This window comes from Limnohabitans sp. TEGF003 (assembly GCF_055395455.1).
This window is the reverse complement of sequence record NZ_AP029225.1, coordinates 2,878,141-2,897,006: the sequence shown is the minus strand read 5'-3', so window position 1 is coordinate 2,897,006 and position 18,866 is coordinate 2,878,141. Positions and strand designations below refer to the sequence as shown.

The 18,866-nt window shown below is 63.4% G+C and carries 20 protein-coding genes; 13 read left to right on the top strand and 7 right to left on the bottom strand.

Annotation, left to right across the window (positions count from 1 at the left end; translation table 11 throughout):
• Window positions 1-366, bottom strand: coding sequence for a hypothetical protein (locus ACZ5RT_RS13665; RefSeq protein WP_464452841.1), 366 nt, complete (start codon window positions 364-366; stop codon window positions 1-3).
• Window positions 367-520: 154 nt separating this feature from the next.
• Here ACZ5RT_RS13665 and ACZ5RT_RS13660 point away from each other — a divergent pair, with 154 nt between their 5' ends.
• Entirely contained in the window at window positions 521-1,042 is a 522-nt protein-coding gene (locus tag ACZ5RT_RS13660; RefSeq protein WP_291927130.1) for an Mpo1 family 2-hydroxy fatty acid dioxygenase, read from the top strand.
• A gap of 87 nt (window positions 1,043-1,129) precedes the next feature.
• Here the strand turns inward: ACZ5RT_RS13660 and trxA are convergent, their stop codons facing one another.
• Window positions 1,130-2,083, bottom strand: coding sequence for a thioredoxin (gene trxA / locus ACZ5RT_RS13655; RefSeq protein ID WP_422169599.1), 954 nt, complete (start codon window positions 2,081-2,083; stop codon window positions 1,130-1,132).
• 81 nt (window positions 2,084-2,164) lie between these two features.
• On the opposite strand from trxA, the gene purE reads away from it, so the two are divergent.
• The 3 genes from purE to ACZ5RT_RS13640 are packed head-to-tail and all read left to right on the top strand — an operon-like array spanning window position 2,165 to window position 4,874.
• Window positions 2,165-2,665: a 5-(carboxyamino)imidazole ribonucleotide mutase gene (purE, locus tag ACZ5RT_RS13650; RefSeq protein ID WP_291923700.1), complete on the top strand. Its 501-nt coding sequence runs from the start codon at window positions 2,165-2,167 to the stop codon at window positions 2,663-2,665.
• Window positions 2,662-3,861, top strand: a complete 1,200-nt coding sequence (locus ACZ5RT_RS13645; RefSeq protein WP_464452840.1) for a 5-(carboxyamino)imidazole ribonucleotide synthase — start codon at window positions 2,662-2,664, stop codon at window positions 3,859-3,861. Before purE ends, ACZ5RT_RS13645 begins: the two co-directional genes overlap by 4 nt.
• Window positions 3,862-3,869: 8 nt before the next feature.
• Window positions 3,870-4,874 (top strand): L-threonylcarbamoyladenylate synthase, encoded by a 1,005-nt coding sequence (locus ACZ5RT_RS13640; protein ID WP_464452839.1) that lies wholly within the window; start codon window positions 3,870-3,872, stop codon window positions 4,872-4,874.
• A 7-nt stretch (window positions 4,875-4,881) separates the two neighbouring features.
• Here the strand turns inward: ACZ5RT_RS13640 and ACZ5RT_RS13635 are convergent, their stop codons facing one another.
• Together ACZ5RT_RS13635 and dacB are read right to left on the bottom strand one after the other, a co-directional pair.
• Window positions 4,882-5,136, bottom strand: a complete 255-nt coding sequence (locus ACZ5RT_RS13635; protein WP_108427263.1) for a SemiSWEET transporter — start codon at window positions 5,134-5,136, stop codon at window positions 4,882-4,884.
• A 35-nt stretch (window positions 5,137-5,171) separates the two neighbouring features.
• On the bottom strand, window positions 5,172-6,770 hold the full coding sequence (gene dacB, locus ACZ5RT_RS13630; protein ID WP_464452838.1) for a D-alanyl-D-alanine carboxypeptidase/D-alanyl-D-alanine endopeptidase: 1,599 nt from the start codon (window positions 6,768-6,770) through the stop codon (window positions 5,172-5,174).
• Window positions 6,771-6,848: 78 nt separating this feature from the next.
• Between dacB and ACZ5RT_RS13625 the strand changes: the two genes are divergently transcribed.
• Genes ACZ5RT_RS13625 through ACZ5RT_RS13610 form a run of 4 tightly spaced genes read left to right on the top strand, consistent with a single transcriptional unit; the run spans window position 6,849 to window position 9,992 of the window.
• Window positions 6,849-7,844 (top strand): DMT family transporter, encoded by a 996-nt coding sequence (locus ACZ5RT_RS13625; RefSeq protein ID WP_464452837.1) that lies wholly within the window; start codon window positions 6,849-6,851, stop codon window positions 7,842-7,844.
• On the top strand, window positions 7,841-8,632 hold the full coding sequence (tsaB, locus tag ACZ5RT_RS13620) for a tRNA (adenosine(37)-N6)-threonylcarbamoyltransferase complex dimerization subunit type 1 TsaB (protein WP_464452836.1): 792 nt from the start codon (window positions 7,841-7,843) through the stop codon (window positions 8,630-8,632). Before ACZ5RT_RS13625 ends, tsaB begins: the two co-directional genes overlap by 4 nt.
• An 8-nt stretch (window positions 8,633-8,640) precedes the next feature.
• Window positions 8,641-9,135 (top strand): ribosomal protein S18-alanine N-acetyltransferase, encoded by a 495-nt coding sequence (rimI, locus tag ACZ5RT_RS13615; RefSeq protein ID WP_464452835.1) that lies wholly within the window; start codon window positions 8,641-8,643, stop codon window positions 9,133-9,135.
• Window positions 9,136-9,143: 8 nt separating this feature from the next.
• Entirely contained in the window at window positions 9,144-9,992 is an 849-nt protein-coding gene (locus ACZ5RT_RS13610) for a uracil-DNA glycosylase (RefSeq protein ID WP_464452834.1), read from the top strand.
• A 36-nt stretch (window positions 9,993-10,028) separates the two neighbouring features.
• Here ACZ5RT_RS13610 and ACZ5RT_RS13605 read toward each other — a convergent pair whose 3' ends face one another.
• Window positions 10,029-10,913 (bottom strand): DMT family transporter, encoded by an 885-nt coding sequence (locus ACZ5RT_RS13605; protein WP_464452833.1) that lies wholly within the window; start codon window positions 10,911-10,913, stop codon window positions 10,029-10,031.
• A 10-nt stretch (window positions 10,914-10,923) separates the two neighbouring features.
• Window positions 10,924-11,382 carry a MerR family transcriptional regulator gene (locus tag ACZ5RT_RS13600; protein ID WP_416560082.1) on the bottom strand — a complete coding sequence of 153 codons (459 nt, stop codon included), beginning with the start codon at window positions 11,380-11,382 and terminating at the stop codon, window positions 10,924-10,926.
• Window positions 11,383-11,458: 76 nt separating this feature from the next.
• On the opposite strand from ACZ5RT_RS13600, the gene ACZ5RT_RS13595 reads away from it, so the two are divergent.
• Together ACZ5RT_RS13595 and pyrF are read left to right on the top strand one after the other, a co-directional pair.
• The gene (locus ACZ5RT_RS13595; RefSeq protein WP_416560083.1) at window positions 11,459-12,058 is read left to right on the top strand and encodes a methyltransferase family protein; all 600 of its coding nucleotides are present in this window, start codon (window positions 11,459-11,461) and stop codon (window positions 12,056-12,058) included.
• Window positions 12,059-12,103: 45 nt separating this feature from the next.
• Window positions 12,104-12,946, top strand: a complete 843-nt coding sequence (pyrF, locus tag ACZ5RT_RS13590) for an orotidine-5'-phosphate decarboxylase (protein ID WP_464452832.1) — start codon at window positions 12,104-12,106, stop codon at window positions 12,944-12,946.
• A gap of 6 nt (window positions 12,947-12,952) precedes the next feature.
• Here pyrF and ACZ5RT_RS13585 read toward each other — a convergent pair whose 3' ends face one another.
• Window positions 12,953-14,131 (bottom strand): acyl-CoA dehydrogenase family protein, encoded by a 1,179-nt coding sequence (locus tag ACZ5RT_RS13585; RefSeq protein WP_464452831.1) that lies wholly within the window; start codon window positions 14,129-14,131, stop codon window positions 12,953-12,955.
• A gap of 340 nt (window positions 14,132-14,471) precedes the next feature.
• On the opposite strand from ACZ5RT_RS13585, the gene ACZ5RT_RS13580 reads away from it, so the two are divergent.
• From ACZ5RT_RS13580 to ACZ5RT_RS13570, 3 genes are all read left to right on the top strand, one after another.
• Window positions 14,472-16,736, top strand: a complete 2,265-nt coding sequence (locus ACZ5RT_RS13580) for an AMP-binding protein (protein ID WP_464452830.1) — start codon at window positions 14,472-14,474, stop codon at window positions 16,734-16,736.
• A gap of 11 nt (window positions 16,737-16,747) precedes the next feature.
• On the top strand, window positions 16,748-17,719 hold the full coding sequence (locus ACZ5RT_RS13575) for an ABC transporter permease (RefSeq protein WP_464452829.1): 972 nt from the start codon (window positions 16,748-16,750) through the stop codon (window positions 17,717-17,719).
• Between the two features lie 61 nt (window positions 17,720-17,780).
• The gene (locus ACZ5RT_RS13570; protein ID WP_464452828.1) at window positions 17,781-18,797 is read left to right on the top strand and encodes a sugar ABC transporter substrate-binding protein; all 1,017 of its coding nucleotides are present in this window, start codon (window positions 17,781-17,783) and stop codon (window positions 18,795-18,797) included.
• The last annotated feature ends 69 nt before the right edge of the window (window positions 18,798-18,866 follow it).

Here is an 18,866-nt window from a genome sequence, read left to right as displayed (position 1 = left end):
TCAGCCGCTGAACGCCAGCAGTGTCATGGCGTCGAGCAGCAAGGTGGTGCTGGCCACGAGCATGCTGGCGCAGGCGACCGTGCGGCCGTGTGGGTGCAAAGACGCGCTCCAGAAAGCGCCCAGGCAAAGCAACTCCAGGCTGCCGCGCATCCACAGGTAGCGGCTGCTGTCCACCAGCTTGGCGGCTTCGGGGCTCATGAGCACGGCATACAGGAAAATGCCCTTGACCAGCCAGAGTACAGCGCCAAAATGCAGGGAAGGCAGTTGTGCCAGCAGGCTAGGGGCGGACACGTCCGAGCGCGCAGGCGCACCACCGAGCAGGCATTGCAGCTCTTCAGGGGTGATCAGGGGCTCGGCGCGTGGCATGGTGCAAAAATGAATTCGAAAGTGATGGTTAAATTCTAGGTCGCATCGGCCCGCCAAAGCACAGACACCGACCGTCTGTCGGCCTGAAACCGGTAAATGTCTGTAACGACAAGTATTACATTTGGCGTTTTGTTCGCCAGAGCAAGGAAGTTGGATGACACTTTTTCGCCCCGCAACCGCCCTCATGGTGCAGTACGCCCACTACCACCGCGATCGCCGCAACATCGCCACCCATTTGGTGGGCATTCCCTTGATTTTTCTGTCGATCGGCGTTTTGCTGCTGGGCCCGGCTTGGGTGGTGGCCGGTCAGACGCTGACGCTGGCCTGGGCCATGTGGGCCCTCACCAGCCTGTGGTACCTGAGCCGGGGCGATCTGTTGCTGGGCGTGGCCACATCGGTGGTCAACGGCGTGCTGATCGCGGTCGCCCATGAGGTGCCGCCCCTGGCGCAAGCCCTGGGGCTGGCAGTCTGGCAGGCGGGCTTGGGCCTGTTTGCCATCGGCTGGGTCATCCAGTTCATCGGCCACTATTTCGAGGGCCGCAAACCGGCTTTTGTGGACGACCTGGTGGGCTTGTTGGTGGGGCCGATGTTTGTGGTGGGCGAGGTGCTCATGTGGGCCGGGCTGCTGCAGCGCATGCACATGGACATCGAGCGTCAGGCCGGGGCGACGCGCTGAGACGCTTGGCGGCGCGGTCGTCAAAAAGCCCGGTTGGCTTGCATCGCTGCTGCTGGACCGGGCCTTGGATGGGGGGCTGAGCTGTGCTCAGTTGAGCGCCATGCTCAGCTTGCGCCGGTAGCTGGAGATCATGGCCAGCAGCGGGTCTTCCTGCACAGCCGCTTTGCCCATCAGCTCAATGCCGCCCGCCGATTTGCCGGTGGCGTCTTGCGTTTTGGGTTTGGGTGGCGTCATCAGCTCCAGCAGGGCGACAAAGGTTTTGCGCGGGGCTTCGTCGTCCCATTTCTTGTCGCGCATGATGATTTCCAGCAGTTCGTCCATGGCCGCTTCCCACTGGCCCACGGCGATCAAGAGGCGGCTTTTGGCAAAACGGGTTTCAAAGTCGCGCTTGTTCTGGCCAATCAGTTCGTCAAATTGGGCCAGCTCCCATTGGCCGCGCGGGTCGTTGGTCACGAATTCCAGGGCGTTGAGCCACTGGGTTTGGGCCTCAAAGCGCAGCGGCACCGGAATGCGGGCCATGGCCGGGGCCAGCAAGGCGGCGGCTTCGGCCAATTCACCGTGGCCGATCAGCAGTTTGACCAGGTCGAAACGGGCATCGTCGTTGCCCGGGTCGGTGGCCAGGGCCTGCTCCAGCGCGGCGCGGGCGCTTTGGGCGTCACCGGCTTGCAAATGCTCTTGGGCTTCTTGGGCGGCGGCTTGGGCCTGCAGTTCTTCGGCAGCGGGCAGGTGTTTGTCCAGGAACTGCTTGACCTGGCCTTCGGGCAAGGCACCCATGAAACCATCGACCGGCTGACCGTTTTTGAGGAGCACGCAAGTCGGGATGCTTTTGATGCCAAAGGCCTGGGCCAGTTGCTGCTCTTCATCGGAGTTGATCTTGACCAGCTTGAAGCGGCCTTCGTAGGCGGTCTCGACCCGCTCCAGGATGGGGCCCAGCGACTTGCAGGGGCCGCACCAGGGCGCCCAAAAATCCACCAGCACAGGCGTGGTCATGGAGGCTTCGATGACCTCGGCTTCAAAGTTTTGTATCGTGACGTCCATCATGGCGGGCAGTGTTCCGGGTTGTGTTCCAGACCCCAAGCGGGTGAAACCTTAAAATTCGACATTGATCACGAAAAGCACCCAATGACTCAAGCGCTCATCGGCGTCGTCATGGGTTCCAGCTCCGACTGGGACACCATGCAGCACGCAGTCCAGATTCTCCAACAGTTTGGCATCCCCCACGACGCCCGCGTGGTTTCGGCCCACAGAATGCCCGACGATATGTTTGCCTATGCACAGAGCGCGGCCGAGCGCGGCCTGCAGGCCATCATCGCAGGTGCGGGCGGCGCGGCCCATTTGCCCGGCATGATCGCGGCCAAAACCGTGGTGCCGGTGCTGGGTGTGCCGGTGCAGACCAAGGCGCTGTCAGGTGTGGATTCGCTGCACAGCATTGTTCAAATGCCCAAGGGCGTCCCGGTGGCCACCTTTGCCATTGGCGCAGCCGGTGCGGCCAATGCAGCCCTGTTTGCGGTGGCCATGCTGGCCAATCACGATGCGACGCTGCGCCAAAAGCTCGAAGCCTTCCGCGCCGAGCAAACTGCGGCTGCGCGTGCCATGACCTTGCCACCCGTGGGTGCCGCATGAGCCGCGCGATTCTGCCGGGCTCCATGGTCAATGGCCAACCTGCCACCTTGGGCGTGATGGGTGGCGGTCAGCTGGGCCGCATGTTCGTCCACGCCGCGCAGGCCATGGGCTACTTCACCGCTGTGCTCGACCCCGATGCGGCCAGCCCGGCCGGGCGGGTGAGCCACCACCACATCCAGACCGATTATCTGGACGAGCAGGGCCTGGCCCAGCTGATGCAGCGCTGCGCGGCCATCACCACCGAATTTGAAAACGTGCCTGCCCCCGCTTTGATGACCCTGGGTGCACACCGCCCGGTGGCCCCGGCCTCCGAGTCGGTCGCGATTGCACAAGACCGCGCCGCCGAGAAGGCCCACTTTGTGCGCTGCGGCGTGCCGGTCGCGCCGCATGCCGTGATCGAAACGGCCGAGCAGTTGGCGGCTGTGGGCGACGATTTGCTGCCGGGCATTTTGAAAACCTCGCGCATGGGTTACGACGGCAAAGGCCAGATCCGCGTGAAGACCCGCGAAGCATTGGCGGCGGCTTGGGGGCAACTCAAAAACGTGCCCTGCGTGCTCGAAAAAATGCTGCCCCTGCAGGCCGAGTGCTCGGTCATCGTGGCGCGTGGGGCCGATGGGCAGATGGTGAACTTCCCGGTGCAACTGAACCTGCACCGCGACGGCATTTTGGCCGTGACCAGCGTGTACGAAGGCGCGGTGCCTGCCGACCTGGCCGCCCAAGCTGTGGCCGCGACCCGCGCCATTGCCGAAGGTCTGAACTACGTGGGCGTGCTGTGCGTGGAGTTTTTCATCCTGGAAGGCGGCGAGCTGGTTGTGAACGAGATGGCACCCCGCCCGCACAACAGCGGCCACTACACGATGAACGCCTGCGACCAGTCGCAGTTTGAGCTGCAGGTGCGAACGCTGGCGGGTTTGCCGCTCACCCAGCCGCGCCAGCATTCGCCAGCGATCATGCTCAACCTGCTGGGCGATTTGTGGCCCGAAGACACGCCTGTCATGTCCACAAGCAAAGGTCCGACCAGCCCCGCCTGGGGCCAGGTGCTGGCGTTGCCCGGCACGCACTTGCACCTGTACGGCAAGTTGTCGGCCCGTCCCGGCCGCAAGATGGGCCACCTGAACATCACGGCTGCCACCCCGGAGGCCGTGCGGGCCACCGCCTTGCAAGCGGCCGCTTTGCTCGGCATCGAAGCGTTTTAAAGACCACCATGATCCTGAGTCCCTCGGATGCTGCCATCGCGCAGGCTGCACAGGCTTTGCGTGACGGCCAGTTGGTCGGCTTGCCCACCGAAACCGTGTACGGACTGGCCGCCAACGCGGGCGATGACGCGGCGGTGGCCAAAATCTTTGTGGCCAAGGGTCGCCCGGCCGACCACCCGCTGATCGTGCATGTGGCCAGCCGGGACCAAGTGGCGCTGTTTGCGGCGCAGGTGCCCGAGTTCGCGCAAGCCTTGATGGCCGCTTTTTGGCCCGGACCGTTGACCTTGATCCTGCCGCGCCAAAGTGGCGTGGCCACGGCTTCGGCGGCAGGGCAAAACTCGATCGGGCTGCGCTGCCCCTCGCACCCGGTGGCGCAAGCTTTGTTGCAGGCCTGCCTGCCGTTGGGCGTGCTGGGTGTGTCGGCCCCCAGCGCCAACCGCTTTGGCCGCGTGAGCCCCACCAGCGCTGCACATGTGCAGTCCGAGCTGGGCCCCGATTTGTTGATTCTGGACGGCGGCGATTGCGACGTGGGCATCGAGTCCACCATCATCGACTGCACCCGTGGTGAGCCGGTGTTGCTGCGGCCCGGGCACATCACGCGGGTGCAGATTGAAGCCGCTTGCGGCCGCGCCGTGCTGGACAAGGACACGCCGCAAGCGGTACTGGGCCAGCCCGCGCCCCGAGCCTCAGGCACGCTCGAATCGCATTACGCACCCCGCGCCAAGGTGCGCCTGATGTCGGCCCAAGAGATCGCCCAGAAGCTGCAAGCCCTGGGGCCACACGCCAACAACCTGGGGCTGTGGTCAGCCGAGCGTCCTGCGAGCGAGCAGGGCATGGGCGCGGGGGTGTTGTGGCGCCAGCAAGCCACCACGGCCGAGCAAGCCGCCCACGACCTGTTCGGTGTGTTGCGCGATCTGGATGCCCGGGGCGTCTCGCAAATCTGGGTGCAACTGCCGCCCGACACGCCCGAGTGGGAAGGCGTGCGGGACAGACTGCAGCGGGCAGCGGCCTGAAGCGGCTTCAGCGGTAGCGCAGCTTCATCACCAAAATCATCAACGCCAGGCTGGTGGTGATGGCGTTGGCGATGATGATGGGCCAGGCCACCAGCAAGATGCCGTAGACCAGCCACAGGGCCACGCCCATGGTGAACAGGCTGTACATGCCCAGCGAGATGCCGCTCACGTCGCGGGTGCGGAAGGTTTGCCAGGCTTGCGGAATGAAGCTGGCGGTGGTCAGGAAGGCGGCCAAGGAGCCGACCCAGTCAATGAGGTTCATGTGGGGTAGTCCCTGCGTGTGCGGGTGTCGTGTGTTCAACGTGCTGCACTGCGTTGTGCGGTCTTGCGTTCCGGGGTGTGGGGTGGCCGACGGCTGGCGGTGCTCGCGTCCAAGTCGCGCACGGTCCATTCGAGCAGCTGGTCCAGCGCGGCCCGGGCCTGGTGCGCGTTGGGGTGGTGCAGCACGGCCACCACGGTATAGCGCTGGCCGCTTTGCCCCTGCACATAACCGGCCACCGAGGCCACATCGCGCAATGAGCCGGTTTTGAGCCACGCGTTGCCGATCACGGGCGACTGTGGGCTGCGGTCTTTGAGGCGGGCAGCGGTGCCGTCGACCCCGGCGATGGCCAGTGAGTCGACAAAATGCCGGGCGTGAGGGCTGGCGTGCGCAGCCTGCAGCAAGGCTGTCAGGGCATGCGCGGTGCTGCGCTCGGTGCGTGACAGGCCTGAGCCGTTGTCCAGCACCGGCTCGTCAACTCCAGCAAAACCTTGACGCCACCATTGCGACAGGCGCAGGCGCGAGGCCTCCAAACGCCCGGGTGCGCCCAACTCGCTCGACAGCGTCAGGTACAGCTGCTGCGCCATCACGTTGTTCGAGAATTTGTTGATGTCCTTGATGATCTCGGACAAGGGCAAGGACGGCGCTTCCAGCAGCAGCTTGGCCGAGGCTGGGCGCGAGCCGTAACGCACCTGTCCTGACAGTTGCCCGCCCGCTTGCTGCCACAAGGCCTGCATGACGCGCGGCGCATAGGCTTCGGGTTCCGGGTAGGCCACAGGCCATTCGCGTTCGCCGCAGCTGGCGGGGTAGCGGCCTGCAAAGCGCACTTGCTGGGGCTGGCTGAAGTCGGCCTGCAGCTGGCGCCGCCAGTCGCTGCAAGGAGCCTGGGTCAGTGGCAGTTGCGTGGGCGCGGAAAATCCGGCCAGTGGCGGCTCAAAGCGCACCTGCACTTGGCCGCTGGCGGCATCGGGCGTGAAGGTGTAGACCACGGCCTTGAAGTTGAGCAGCAGGCCATCCGGCCCCACGTTGTAAGGACGCAGGGGCTCGTCGTCAAAAGGCTCGCTGCGTTCGCGCACATCGAACACGCTGCGGTCGAGCACGATATCCCCACGCACCTCGCGCACACCTGCTGCGCGCACCTGGGCCATCAATGCTTGCAGGCGCTCGACCACCAGCTTGGGGTCACCGCTGCCGCGCACGATCAGATTGCCCTGCAGCACGCCATCGCGCACCGGGCCGTCGGTGTAGATGCGGTTGCGCCAGACGTGTTCGGGCCCGAGCAGGCTCAAGCCCGCATAAGTGGTAAACAGCTTCATGACCGAGGCCGGGTTGACGCTGGCTTGTGCGTGGTGCGACAACTGCCGTGGCATTGCCCCATTGGCAGCAGGTCCATCGGGCAAGGGGGCGATGCGCACGCTCAGGGCCGAAGGGGGAACTTGGGCCTTGTGCAGCGTTTGCAGGACATGCCGGGGCAGCGCGGGGTCACCCGCAGGGGTCTGGCGGGTCCTGTCGTCGCTGCTTGGGGCGCTGCTTTGGGCCTTGGCAGGCCAGGCCACCGCACTGCTCAGGGCCAGCACCGCGCAAGTGGCGTGGACGAGTGCGGATAAAAAGGGTCGCTTGACGCGTGAGACAGTCATCGGGCAAGTCTAACGGGCATGGGCCGTGTTCGGGCCGCCAAGGGCAAGCGTGGGCGGCGGCCCCGTATGATTCGGGCCATGCGATTTTCTTCAAAAACCGTGGGCCTGGCTTCGGCGGTCATCACGGTGCTCATCTGGACGGGTTTCATTGTCATTGCGCGGGCTTCGGCGTCTCGGGGCTTGCTGCCCCTGGACATCGCGCTGGCCCGCATCCTCGGGGCCAGCAGCATCTTGCTGCCTTGGGCCTGGTGGTTGATGCGCTCCGCTCGACAGGCCGGTCAAAAAGTGGGCTCTTTGGGCGGCCTGTCGCCTTTGCCCCTGGCCCCAACCGTGCAGGCTGGCTTGTTGGGTGGTTTGCTCTATGCCGTGTTGGCCTACACGGGCTTCTTTTTTGCGCCGGCCTCCCACGCTTCGGTGTTGTTGCCCGGCAGCTTGCCCTTGTGGACCACCTTGCTGGCCTGGCTGGTGCTGCGTGAGCAAGTGTCCTCGGCCCGCGCACTGGGGCTGGGCTTCATTGTGCTGGGCGATGTGCTGGTGGGGGGTGTCAGCTTGCTCAAGGCGTTTGACGGCGGCGAGGTCTGGAAGGGCGATGTGTTGTTCATGGCGGCTGCTTGCTGCTGGGCGGGTTACAGCGTCATGGTGCGTCGACACGGTCTGGATGCGGTGCGAGCGACCATGGCCATCACCGCGTTTGCGTTTGTCAGCTTTGTGCCTGTGTACCTGACCTTGATCGGCTTGGGGGTGTTGCCCACCCATTTGCTGCAGGTGCCTTGGACCGAGGTCCTGTTCCAGGCGGTCTTTCAGGGCATGGGATCGGTGGTCATTTCGGGCATCACCTTCACGCAGATGGTGCGCCACTATGGGCCGGTGCGCTCGACCATGATCACGGCCCTGGTGCCGGGTCTGTCGGCCCTCGGTGCCGTGTGGTTTTTGGGCGAACCGATGCACTGGAATTTGCTGGCCGGGCTGGCGCTGGTGACCAGTGGCATCTTGTTTGGTGTGCGGCAGGCCAAAAAAGCTGTGGCCGTTACCGTCCCCGCCGCCGCCTCTTCGCCAGCCGGAGGCCAGCCATGAGCACCAGCCCCGAGCGCCGCTGGCTGGCCTTTGACACCAGCACCGATGTCTTGTCGTTGGCCGTGGCACGCGGCGAGCAGGTCTGGACCCAAACCTTGCCCGGTGGCGCACAAGCTTCCAGCGGTTTGATTCCGGCCGTGCTGGCCTTGCTGGCCGAAGCCGACATGCCGCTGGCCTCGCTCGACGCCATCGTGTTCGGCCGGGGTCCTGGGTCTTTTACAGGCCTGCGCACCGCCTGCGCGGTGGCCCAAGGTCTGGCCTTTGGGGTCGATGTGCCGGTGTTGCCCGTTGACACTTTGTTGGCCGTGGCCGAGGAGGCGCGTTGGGCGCAAAGCCAAGCGGGCGCTATTGCGCCCGATGCCGCGCTCAACGTGCTGGCCCTTTTGGATGCCCGCATGGACGAGGTCTACAGCGCTGTTTACTGCTGGCAGCCCGCGGCGGGGACAAACCCCGGGCTTTGGCAGGAAGCCACGCCCCTGCGGGTCGGCGCGCCCGAAAGTGTTGCGATGCCTGAAGGCCAGCCCGTGTTGCAGGCTGGCAATGCCTTTGCCGCGTATGGCCATCGCTTGCCCCAAGCGGCGTCCGATGGTGGGCGCTGCGAGGCCCTGCCCACCGCTGCCGCTTTGCTGCGTCTGGCCCCGGCCTTGTGGGCGCAGGGTCTGACCGTACCTGCCGAGCAGGCCATGCCGCTCTATATCCGCGACAAAGTGGCCAACACCACCGCCGAGCGTGAAGCCATGAAGGCGCAGGCCCAGTCGGCTTTGGCCAAGGCCACGGCGCAGCCATGAGTGCGGTCATGAGCGCTGACAAGTTGTCCCGCCCGCAGCCATCCGAGGCCACGCGCAACCGCGTCACGCTGGCTGCCATGACACAGGACGATCTGGACACGGTCATGGCCATCGAGCAAACCGCCTACAGCCACCCTTGGACACGCGGCAATTTCCGGGACTCGCTCAACCCGCTGTTTGAGGCCCAGTGCCTGTGGCTGGACGGCGAGTTGCTCGGCTACTTTCTGGCCATGCGTGGCTTCGAAGAAATGCACCTGCTCAACATCACCGTGGCGCCTGCGCACCAAGGCCAAGGGTGGGGCCACATGATGCTGGACGCCTTGACGCTGTTGTCGCGCCAGTCAGGTGCGCAATGGTTGTGGCTGGAGGTGCGCCAAAGCAACCTGCGTGCGCTGCAGGTGTACGAGCGTTATGGCTTCAAGCAGGTCAGCATCCGCAAGGATTACTATCCTGCAGGCCGCCAGCAGCGTGAGCATGCGGTGGTGATGAGTTTGAAACTGTGAGCCCCAACATGAGCGACCCCACCCGATTCGACCTGGACGACCGCCAACGCGCCATGCTGGCCGAAATGGGCGTGCGCGTGTGGTGGCCCAAGCGCACCGTCGAAGCACAAGCCCAGGTTCAGGCAGAGACCCCAGTTCAGGCGCTTGCCGCTGCGCCTGATGTGGCCCTGCCCGCATCTGCCCCTGTGGCGTCGCCCGTGCCGCGACCTGCGGCCCCGGCCCCCACACCGGTTGCGGCGCCCATGCCTGTGACCGAAGTGCTGGTGGGACAGCCCTTGGCCGAAGGCGTGGACCAGATGGATTGGGCGGCCTTGCAAGCCACCGTGGCCAGTTGCCGGGCCTGTGATTTGTGCGCGAATCGCCAGCAAGCGGTGTTCGGCGTGGGCGATGTGCAAGCCGACTGGCTGGTCATTGGCGACCCGCAAGTCGAAACTGAAGGCCAGCATGGCGAGCCCTTTGTGGGCCAGGCCAGGCAGTTGCTGGACAACATGCTCAAAGCGGTCGGTTTGAGCCGGGACACAAAAGGCGAAGGCGGTGTCTACATCACCAGCAGCTTGAAGTGCCGCCTGCCCGGCAGTCGCAACCCCAGCCCGCAAGAGCTGGCCACATGCGCGCCGTATTTGGCGCGGCAGGTGGCCCTGGTCAAACCCAAAGTCATTCTGGTGATGGGACGGTTTTCCATTCAGACGGTGCTGCAATCGACCGAGCCGCTGGGCAAGCTGCGGGGCCAGGTCCACAGCTACCAAGGCGTGCCCGTGGTGGCGACCTACCACCCCGATTCGCTGCTGCGCAATTTGCCCGATAAGGCCAAGGCCTGGGCCGATCTGGTGTTGGCGCTGAACGTGGTGCGCGGTTGATGTCCACGTGGGAGGCCGCCCCCGCGGCCGAAGGGCTCAAGCCGCGCTGCGCTTGGGCCACAGCACGGCCGCGATCGACATTACCATCAAGCCCACGGCTGCCCAGTCTTGCCAGTGCAGCACTTCGCCCAGCCACACCGCCCCACTGAACACGCCCAAAACCGGGATCAGCATCACGCTCAGCGTTGAAGCCACAGGCGGTAAGCTGCGCGCCAGATAAAACCAAGCGGCATGCGCAAAGCCAAACACCAGAGCCGCGTTGAAGCCAATCGCCAACCAGTTGGACGGGCTTGGGGCCACCCAGCGACCGCTCTCCAACACCAAGGCCAACACGCTGAGGACCCCGGTGGTCATCAAGGTCATCCAAAACGAGATGGCCAAAGTGGGCACAGGCATGGCGGTGCGGCGCAGCATTTGTGTGCCCAGCGCCCAAGTGCTGGCTGCAGCCAAGGCCAGCAAGACCCCGGTGGGCCTGCCGCTCAGGTTGGACAACTCGTGCCACAACAGCAGCACCACGCCAAGACTGGCCGCCGCCACCCCGGCCCACGAGCGCTTGGCCAGTTGGTCGCCAAACACCCACGCGCCCAGCAGCGCCGAAAACATGGGCATGGTGTAGCCCAAAATCGCCGCCCGCCCACTCGACAGCGACTGCACCGCGATGATGATCAGCGCCTGCCAGATGAACATGTTGAACACTGCCAACACCAACAACTCGCGCCAATGCGCACGCGGAATGCGAAACGGCACCTTCATGACCACCAAGGCCATTCCCAAAATCGGTGTGCCCAGCCACAGGCACAGGGCTCGAAAGGTGAGCGGCGGAAACCCGGTGACACCGATTTTCATGACGGGCCAGTTGATGCCCCAGACCAAGGTGAGCAAAACCAGCATGGTCCATTGGCGGGGAGAGAGTTTGTGCATGGGGTGTGATTCAAAGATGGCGAAGGTGACTGTGGGCCAGCGCCTTGGGCGTGGTGTTCATTTGTCCCATGGCCGTTTGCGTTGGGCAGTGGGCATCGACCGGGTGACGGCATAGAGCCTGCAATGCTTCCAGTCGACTCTTGAGTTCTTGCAGTTCCTCGATCCTTTGCGCCACATGGTCCAAGTGCTGCAGCAGCACCTGTGAAGTGACTTCGCAAGCGCTGGCGGTGTCTCCGGGCACATTCAAAAGGACCTGAATTTCCTGGATCGACATGTCCAGACTCCGGCAAGTGCGTATGCGCCGCAAGCGTTCGATGTCTTGAGCGCTGTAAGCGCGGTAGCCGTTGCTGGCCCGCATTGCCGGGCTCAACAGGCCTTGCTGTTCGTAAAAACGGATGCTGGCCGTGCTCATGCCGCTGGCCTGGGCCACTTGGCCTATGCGCAGGGTGGGTGTTGCAGTTTTGCTCATGGAGGGTATTGACCTTGTAGCAGCTTGAAGGTTTCCAATCATCGCATCTTCAATCAAATAACTTCAGGGGCTGTGCATGAACCATTTCGCAGGATTTTTATGGATTTACTTCGTCGTTTACGCCGGTGTTGCCATGTTGTGGCGCTCCGTCAGCGTTTACCGGGCCACGGGGCTGAACCCCTTGCGACTGCCCGCCACGGACGATGCGCCGGGGTATGTCGGTCGCATGTTCAAGGTGGTGTTGGCCTTGTGCTTTGTCTATTTGACGGCCTTGACCCTGGGATGGCAGTCGGACAACATCGCGCCGCCCATGGCTTGGCTAGACAACGCCTATGGGCGCGCATTTGGGTGGGGCGTTTTGGTGGTCAGTGGCTTGGGGGTGGTCTTGGCACAGAAGCAAATGGGCTTGTCCTGGCGCATTGGGCTGGATGCGGATACCCCTGGACCTCTGGTGACGTACGGCTTGTTTGCGCGTTCCCGCAATCCGATATTTTTGTCAATGCGCCTGAACTTATGGGCGCTCATGTGCCTGCTGCCCAATGCCGTGTCGATGTTGTTGCTGGTGTCTGGTGAGTTGTTGATCCAGATTCAGGTGCGGCTGGAGGAGGCGCATTTGCCACTGGTTTACGGCCAAGCGTACGACAGCTACCGTGCGAAGGTGCCGCGCTGGTGGTGACCAAGCCAAAGATGGGCACGGGGTGGAAAAGTACAATCCACCCCCATGACCTTCCTCGACATGCTGCGCGCCGCCGAGCGCCAAAACGGCTCCATGCTTTGTGTGGGCCTGGACCCGGAACCCACCAAATTCCCTGCGGGCATGAAGGGCGACGCCAACAAGATCTACGACTTCTGCGCCCGCATCGTCGACGCCACGGCCGACCTGGTCAGCAGCTTCAAACCCCAAATTGCCTACTTTGCCGCGCACCGCGCCGAAGGCCAGTTGGAGCGCCTGATGGAACACATGCGCCGCGTGGCCCCGCATGTGCCCATCATTCTGGACGCCAAGCGCGGCGACATCGGCAGCACCGCTGAGCAATACGCCAAAGAAGCCTTTGAGCGTTACGGCGCCGACGCTGTGACCCTCTCGCCCTTCATGGGCTGGGACTCGGTGGTCCCCTACCTCAAGTACGAAGGCAAAGGTGCATTCCTGCTGTGTCGCACCTCCAACCCCGGTGGCGATGATTTGCAAAACCAGCGCCTGTCTTCGGTGGAAGGCCAGCCGCGCCTGTATGAACACGTGGCCCGTTTGGCTCAAGGCCCCTGGAACCTGAACGGTCAGCTCGGCCTGGTGGTGGGCGCCACCTACCCGGCCGAGATCGAGCGTGTGCGCGAACTCGCCCCCACCGTTCCCCTTTTGATCCCCGGCGTGGGTACACAAGGCGGTGATGCGGTCGCCACTGTGAAAGCTGGCTGGCGGGCCCATGCCGATGGCAGCAGCGCTGGGTCCATCATCGTCAATTCGTCACGCGCGGTGCTCTACGCATCGAGCGGTGACGACTTCGAGCAGGCTGCGCGGAAAGTCGCGATGCAGACGCGGGACACGCTGGAAGCGGCCAAGGCCTGAAACGCCTCAGGCCTTGGCCGCCTGCTGGGCTTTGTACACCAGCTTGCGCGCCATGCTCCAGCGGTGCACTTCGCTCGGGCCGTCATAGACCCGGAAGGCGCGCATGTCCATGAAGATGCGCATGACCGGCGTTTCGGCGGTCACGCCCTGGCCGCCCAGAATTTGCACGCAGCGGTCCACCACGCGCCACTCGGCTTCGGAGCAGGCCACTTTGGCGCGGCTCGATTCAAAGCCGCCTTTTTGGCCTTGGTCGAGCAGCCAGGCCGTGTGCCAGATGTGCAGGCGGGCGGTGTGCAGGTCAATGTCGTTGTCGGCCAGCATGAAGCCCACGCCCTCGTGTTCGGCCAGCGGTTTGCCAAAGGCGTGGCGGCGGCTGGCGTAATCGAGCGCGATGTCGTGCGCACGGCGGGCCTGCCCCAGCCAGCGCATGCAGTGCGTCAGGCGAGCGGGTGCCAGGCGCACTTGGGCGTAGCGAAAGCCCTGGCCCACTTCGCCCAGCACATCGCTGGCGGGCACGCGCAAGTTGTCAAAGCGCAGCACACCGTGGCCACCCGTGAAGCAGTTGTCCATCGCGTCCATGCTGCGTTCCAGCTGGATTTCGGCTTTGTCCATGTCGGTCAAAAACATGGTGGCCGAGCCGTCTTCCATGCGGGCCATGATGATGGCGTAATCCGCGCCGTCGGCCCCGGTGATGAACCATTTGCGGCCGTTGATCAGGTAGTCCTTGCCATCGCGCACGGCGGTGGTCTTGAGCATCGACGGGTCAGCGCCTGCGCCGGGTTCGGGTTCGGTCATGGCAAAGCACGAGCGCGTGAGGCCCGCCACCTGCGGGCGCAGCCAGCGCTCTTTTTGCGCGGGCGTGGCCACTTCTTCCATCAGGTGGATGTTGCCTTCGTCGGGCGCGTGGATGTTGAGCGCGGTGGGCCCCAGGTTGGAATAACCGGCTTCTTCAAACACCACCGCTTTGGCGATGTGGCTCAGCCCCATTCCACCCATCTCCACAGAGGCGTGGGGCGTGAGCAAACCCGCAGCGCGTGCGCGGGCCACCAGCTCGCGGCGCAGGTCTTCGGACGGGCCGTGCAGGCCGTGGCGCGGGTCGCCTTCGAGCGGGATCACCTGTTCGGCGATGAACTGCCGCGTGCGTTCGCGCAGGGCCTGCAGGTCGGGGGAGATGTCAAAGTTCATGAGTCCATTCCATGTGGTGTGTGCGGCTTCAAGCGTCTTGCAGTCTGCAAAGGCGAGGTGCTTGCCCGCAGTGTGAAAGCGCTTGCCTGCTTGCGCCTGTCAGGCGGGCGACTCCGTGTCACGCAGGGGGCACAGCGCCACATGGGCAAGTCTGCAGCCTTGTCGCGCAGTCGACAGTTGTTGCGCTGCAGCTCAGGGATTGCCCTAGATTCGAATGCGTGGGATTGCTCTACATTGATTTTCAAGTCAATTAAGTTACTGGCTAGTAACTGTTGTTTTCAAAAGAGATTTAATGGTTTCCACGTCGACAAAAACCGCTGTAAAGACGCTCGGTAAAAAGATGACCGACGCGCTCGAATCGCCTTGGGTGGTGCGGTTAGAGCGTGAACAACAGCATCAGACCAAAAAAGAAGCGGTGCTCTTGTCGGCTGCACGCCTGTTCACACGCAAGGGCTTTCAGGGCACATCGCTGGACGACATTGCACAAAGTCTGGGTGTGACCAAGCCAACGCTGTACTACTACATCGACAACAAGGAGCAAATCCTTTTTGAATGTGTGGAGCGTGAACTGGCCATGTTCCGAAACGGTTTGCAGGTGCTTGAAGCACAAGGGCACAGCGGGCGCGAACGCCTGCGTCTGGCCATGCAGCTCTACGCCACGGTGGTCACTGGTGACTTTGGCCTTTGCGTGAGCCGGGTCGGTGAAGACCCTTTGCCCGAGGTCAGGCGTCACGAGTTGCGCAACCTCAAGGCCCAAGTGGATGCGGATTTCCGCGCACTGATCGCGCAAGGCATGTCCGAGGGCTGGATCATGGCGGGCGACCCGGGGGTCGGGGCTTTTTCTGTCGTCGGGGCTATTGGCGGCATTGGCCGCTGGTACCGACCCGAAGTGCATTCTGAAAAAAGTTTGCAAGACGCGGTGACCCATTGCATTGAGATGCTCATGCGGGGTGTGCTGAGCGCACCACACGATACACACACGATCGCCAACCTGGCAGGAGATGCCTTGAAAACCGACATCCGCCGCGAAAGCCATTTCGACCACCGCATCGTGCGGTGCTATGCCGACCGACCCACCACGCTGGCGCAGATGCTGAGCACGGCGGCGCGGCAGTTCCCGCAGGGCGCGGCCATGGTGTGTGGTGATCTGCGGCTGAGCTGGCATGAGCTCCACCACGCGGCCTGCAAATGTGCAGGCGGTTTGGCCCAGCGTGGCGTGGTGGCGGGTGATCGTGTGGCTCTGCATCTGGGCAATGGCAGCGAGTTTGTGATTGCAGCCCTGGCCTGTGCCTGGCTGGGGGCTGTGCTGGTGCCCGTGAGTTCCAGGGCGCGTGGTGTGGAGCTGGAGTTTGCGTTGAACAACTCTGAAGCCAAGGCGCTCATTTGCAGTGCCGAGCTGGCCGACCTGCAACCGGCGTCTGAGCAACTGCCGCATTTGGTGTGTCGCATTGTGACGGGCACGGCCGCACGTCAGGGTTTTGAAACATTTGCCACGCTGATGATGGCGCCTCCCCTGGCCACTGCACACGGTGGCACAGAGGACGATCTGGCCGTGCTGCTCTACACCTCGGGCACCACGGGCCGCCCCAAGGGGGCCATGCTCAGCCACCTGAACATCGTGCATTCGGTCATGCACTACGCACAGCTGATGGGCCTGAGCGCGCAAGACCGCACAGCCGTGGCCGTGCCACTGAGCCATGTGACCGGCTTGGTGGCGCAGCTGTATGCCATGTTGTATTGCGGCGGCTGCATGGTGGTGATGCCTCAGTTCAAGGCGGCCGATTTCATCCGGCTGGCAGCGGTCGAAAAAATCACGCACACCATCATGGTCCCGGCCATGTACAACCTGTGTCTGCTTTTGCCCGACCTGTCCAGCCATGATCTGAGCCACTGGCGCATCGGGGCCTATGGCGGGGCGTCCATGCCCACGGCCACGATCGATGGCCTGGCCGTCAAGTTGCCTGGTCTGGTGCTGATGAACGCCTATGGCGCGACCGAAACCTGTTCACCCGCCACCATCATGCCGCCCGGGCAGACCGCCGCACACCGCGACAGCGTGGGGCAGGTCGTGCCCTGCGGCGAGATTTGTGTGGTAGACGAGCAGGGCAACGAATTGCCGCGTGGCGGCGTGGGCGAGATCTGGATCGCAGGCCCCATGGTGGTCAACGGCTACTGGAATAACCCGCAGGCCACGGCCACCGAATTCACCGGGGGCTTTTGGCATTCGGGCGACATCGGCAGCATGGACGCCGAGGGCTTTGTGCGCATTCTGGACCGCAAGAAGGACGTGATCATCCGGGGCGGCTACAAGGTGTATTGCGCCTCGGTAGAAAACGTGTTGTGCGAACACCCGCAGGTGATTGAAGCCGCGCTGGTGGGGGTGCCTTGCGCCGTGCTGGGCGAGCGTGTGCATGCCTTTGTGTGTGTGCGTGAACTCAACGAACAGACGCAGGCCAGCGCCTTGCAAGTTTATTGCGCCCCGCTGCTGGCCGACTACGCCGTACCCGAGACCTGGACCATCGGCACCGAGCCACTGCCGCGCAACCTCAACGGCAAGATCGTCAAACGCGAACTGCGCCAGTCCCTGCATGCAGCCCTTATTTGAGTGAGATGTTCATGATCAAGTTACGCGCCACACAGCAGACCATTGTTTTTTCCATCTTCGTGGTGATGTTCATCGCCTTGGCGGCTTTCTTGCCGGGCTTTGCGCAGGTGGACAACCTGCTGACCTTGCTGCAAAACGTCGCCATCCTGGGCATTCTGGGGTTGGGCATGGCGGTCGTGGTGATCGGGCGGGGCATCGATATTTCGATGATCGCGGCCATGGCGGTGCCTTCGGGCTTCTTGCTGCAACTGGTGCAAAACGGCTACGGCATCGGCCCCGCCTTCGGTGTGGCGCTGTGTTTGTCGCTGGCTTTTGGGTTGCTTAACGGCTGGTTGATTGCGTATGCCGAAGTGCCTTCGCTGTTCACCACGTTGGCCTCGGGCCTGTTTTTGGCAGGCTTGGGCCAAGCCTTCATCTTTCAGCTTGAAGTGGTGCAGTGGCCCGAGACGCTGGATGCACTGGTCTGGGTGGGGCGAGGCTCGCTGTTGGGCATTCCCACACCGGTGATCATGTTCGGTCTGGCGGCCATGTTGCTGTCCTTGTTTCTGGGGCGCATGCGGGCAGGCACATTCATTTACGCCATGGGCGACAACCCGTTGACCGCACGCACCACCGGTCTGCCCACGCGCCCCATCATGGTGTTGCAATTTGTGCTGGCCGCACTGGTCGGCTTGTTTGCCGGCCTGGTCATGTCCGCATCGGTCAACAGCATGCCCACCCGAATTTTCAATTCGACCATGGTCTACGACGTGGTGCTGGTGGTGGTGCTGGGCGGCATTGGCTTGTCGGGCGGGCGGGGTGGGGTGGTCAACGTCATCATCGGCACGCTGTTGATTGGCACCATGCTCAACGGCATGACCATCATGGACATCTCGTATTCCGTGCAGAACATTGTCAAAGGGGTGGTGCTGCTGGCGGCCATCCTGATCGATTCGATTTTGAACCCCCGCAACGAAGAAACAGCACAGCAAGGGGACATCTGAGCACAGCCAGACGCCCGGCTTGTTGGGGCGTCAATCACTTTCAACCACCAGGAGACAGGCAATGAGAATTTTTCAAAAACTGACCACCGCCGCAGCCGTTTTGACGCTGGGCCTTTGCGCGGCCACATCCGCCATGGCACAGGGAAAAGGACTGGATGAGCCCTTTCGCGACGGCTACAAAAAAGCCCTTGCAGGCAAAACCGTGGGTTTCATTCCCGTGGCCTTTGGCTTTGACCTGGCCATTGGCTGGCATGCGGGTCTGAAAAAGGAACTCGAAGCCGCTGGCATGAAAGTGGTGGTGCGTGACCCCAACTGGAACACCAACGCGGGCGCCCAGGCCTTCACCGCGCTGATCGCTGAAAAGCCCGCCGTCATCGTGATCCACAACCCCGATGTACAGACCTACGCCAAGCTGATCAAGAAGGCCGAAGACGAAGGCATTTACGTGGTGCAGATCAACATGCGCTCGGCCCAGCCGTCTACCGCCTTTGTGGGTGCTGACTGGGTGGACATTGGCGAGCGCAATGCCGACGCCGTGGTGCAAGCCTGCAAAGGCAAGAGCAACAAGATCGCCATCGTGCAGGGCGCGCCCACTGCGGCCACCAGCGCTTACACCCTCAAGGGCGTGGAAAACGTGCTGGCCAAGCACCCCGAAATCAAGGTGGTGTCCAACCAGGCCGCGGACTGGGACGCTGCCAAAGCCAAGGCGCTGACCCAGACCGTGCTCAAGCAAAACCCGGATCTGTGCGGCATCATCGGCTTTTGGGACGGCATGGACATCGGCACCGCAGCGGCGGTCAAGGAAGCGGGCCTGACCGGCAAGGTCTACCTGGCCACCTCGGGCGGCGGTGAGCAAAAAGGCGCTTGCGACATGGTGAAGTCGGGTGCGTTTGACCTGGACATCAGCTACGACGTGCCCACCCAGGCCAGCAACATGGCGGCCATGATCAAGTGGCTGGTGCAAGGCGGTGTCAAGCCCGGTGCGGCCAAGCAAAACATCTACACCACGCTGATCCCGATCACCAAGCAAAACGCCTCGGCTGACGGCACTTGCTGGAAGCTGGCCGCTTCCAAGTAAGCGGGTCTTGGACGCGTCATGGCGGCAAGGTGGGCGGCCCGGCCCGCCTGCCTTGCCGCCTTGAGCGCC

Bases quoted from the DNA above. Each gene is read 5' to 3' on its own strand.
- ACZ5RT_RS13665 (WP_464452841.1), bottom strand. From the start codon at position 366: ATGCCACGCGCCGAGCCCCTGATCACCCCTGAAGAGCTGCAATGCCTG.
- ACZ5RT_RS13660 (WP_291927130.1), top strand. From the start codon at position 521: ATGACACTTTTTCGCCCCGCAACCGCCCTCATGGTGCAGTACGCCCAC.
- trxA (WP_422169599.1), bottom strand. From the start codon at position 2,083: ATGATGGACGTCACGATACAAAACTTTGAAGCCGAGGTCATCGAAGCC.
- purE (WP_291923700.1), top strand. From the start codon at position 2,165: ATGACTCAAGCGCTCATCGGCGTCGTCATGGGTTCCAGCTCCGACTGG.
- ACZ5RT_RS13645 (WP_464452840.1), top strand. From the start codon at position 2,662: ATGAGCCGCGCGATTCTGCCGGGCTCCATGGTCAATGGCCAACCTGCC.
- ACZ5RT_RS13640 (WP_464452839.1), top strand. From the start codon at position 3,870: ATGATCCTGAGTCCCTCGGATGCTGCCATCGCGCAGGCTGCACAGGCT.
- ACZ5RT_RS13635 (WP_108427263.1), bottom strand. From the start codon at position 5,136: ATGAACCTCATTGACTGGGTCGGCTCCTTGGCCGCCTTCCTGACCACC.
- dacB (WP_464452838.1), bottom strand. From the start codon at position 6,770: ATGACTGTCTCACGCGTCAAGCGACCCTTTTTATCCGCACTCGTCCAC.
- ACZ5RT_RS13625 (WP_464452837.1), top strand. From the start codon at position 6,849: ATGCGATTTTCTTCAAAAACCGTGGGCCTGGCTTCGGCGGTCATCACG.
- tsaB (WP_464452836.1), top strand. From the start codon at position 7,841: ATGAGCACCAGCCCCGAGCGCCGCTGGCTGGCCTTTGACACCAGCACC.
- rimI (WP_464452835.1), top strand. From the start codon at position 8,641: ATGAGCGCTGACAAGTTGTCCCGCCCGCAGCCATCCGAGGCCACGCGC.
- ACZ5RT_RS13610 (WP_464452834.1), top strand. From the start codon at position 9,144: ATGAGCGACCCCACCCGATTCGACCTGGACGACCGCCAACGCGCCATG.
- ACZ5RT_RS13605 (WP_464452833.1), bottom strand. From the start codon at position 10,913: ATGCACAAACTCTCTCCCCGCCAATGGACCATGCTGGTTTTGCTCACC.
- ACZ5RT_RS13600 (WP_416560082.1), bottom strand. From the start codon at position 11,382: ATGAGCAAAACTGCAACACCCACCCTGCGCATAGGCCAAGTGGCCCAG.
- ACZ5RT_RS13595 (WP_416560083.1), top strand. From the start codon at position 11,459: ATGAACCATTTCGCAGGATTTTTATGGATTTACTTCGTCGTTTACGCC.
- pyrF (WP_464452832.1), top strand. From the start codon at position 12,104: ATGACCTTCCTCGACATGCTGCGCGCCGCCGAGCGCCAAAACGGCTCC.
- ACZ5RT_RS13585 (WP_464452831.1), bottom strand. From the start codon at position 14,131: ATGAACTTTGACATCTCCCCCGACCTGCAGGCCCTGCGCGAACGCACG.
- ACZ5RT_RS13580 (WP_464452830.1), top strand. From the start codon at position 14,472: ATGACCGACGCGCTCGAATCGCCTTGGGTGGTGCGGTTAGAGCGTGAA.
- ACZ5RT_RS13575 (WP_464452829.1), top strand. From the start codon at position 16,748: ATGATCAAGTTACGCGCCACACAGCAGACCATTGTTTTTTCCATCTTC.
- ACZ5RT_RS13570 (WP_464452828.1), top strand. From the start codon at position 17,781: ATGAGAATTTTTCAAAAACTGACCACCGCCGCAGCCGTTTTGACGCTG.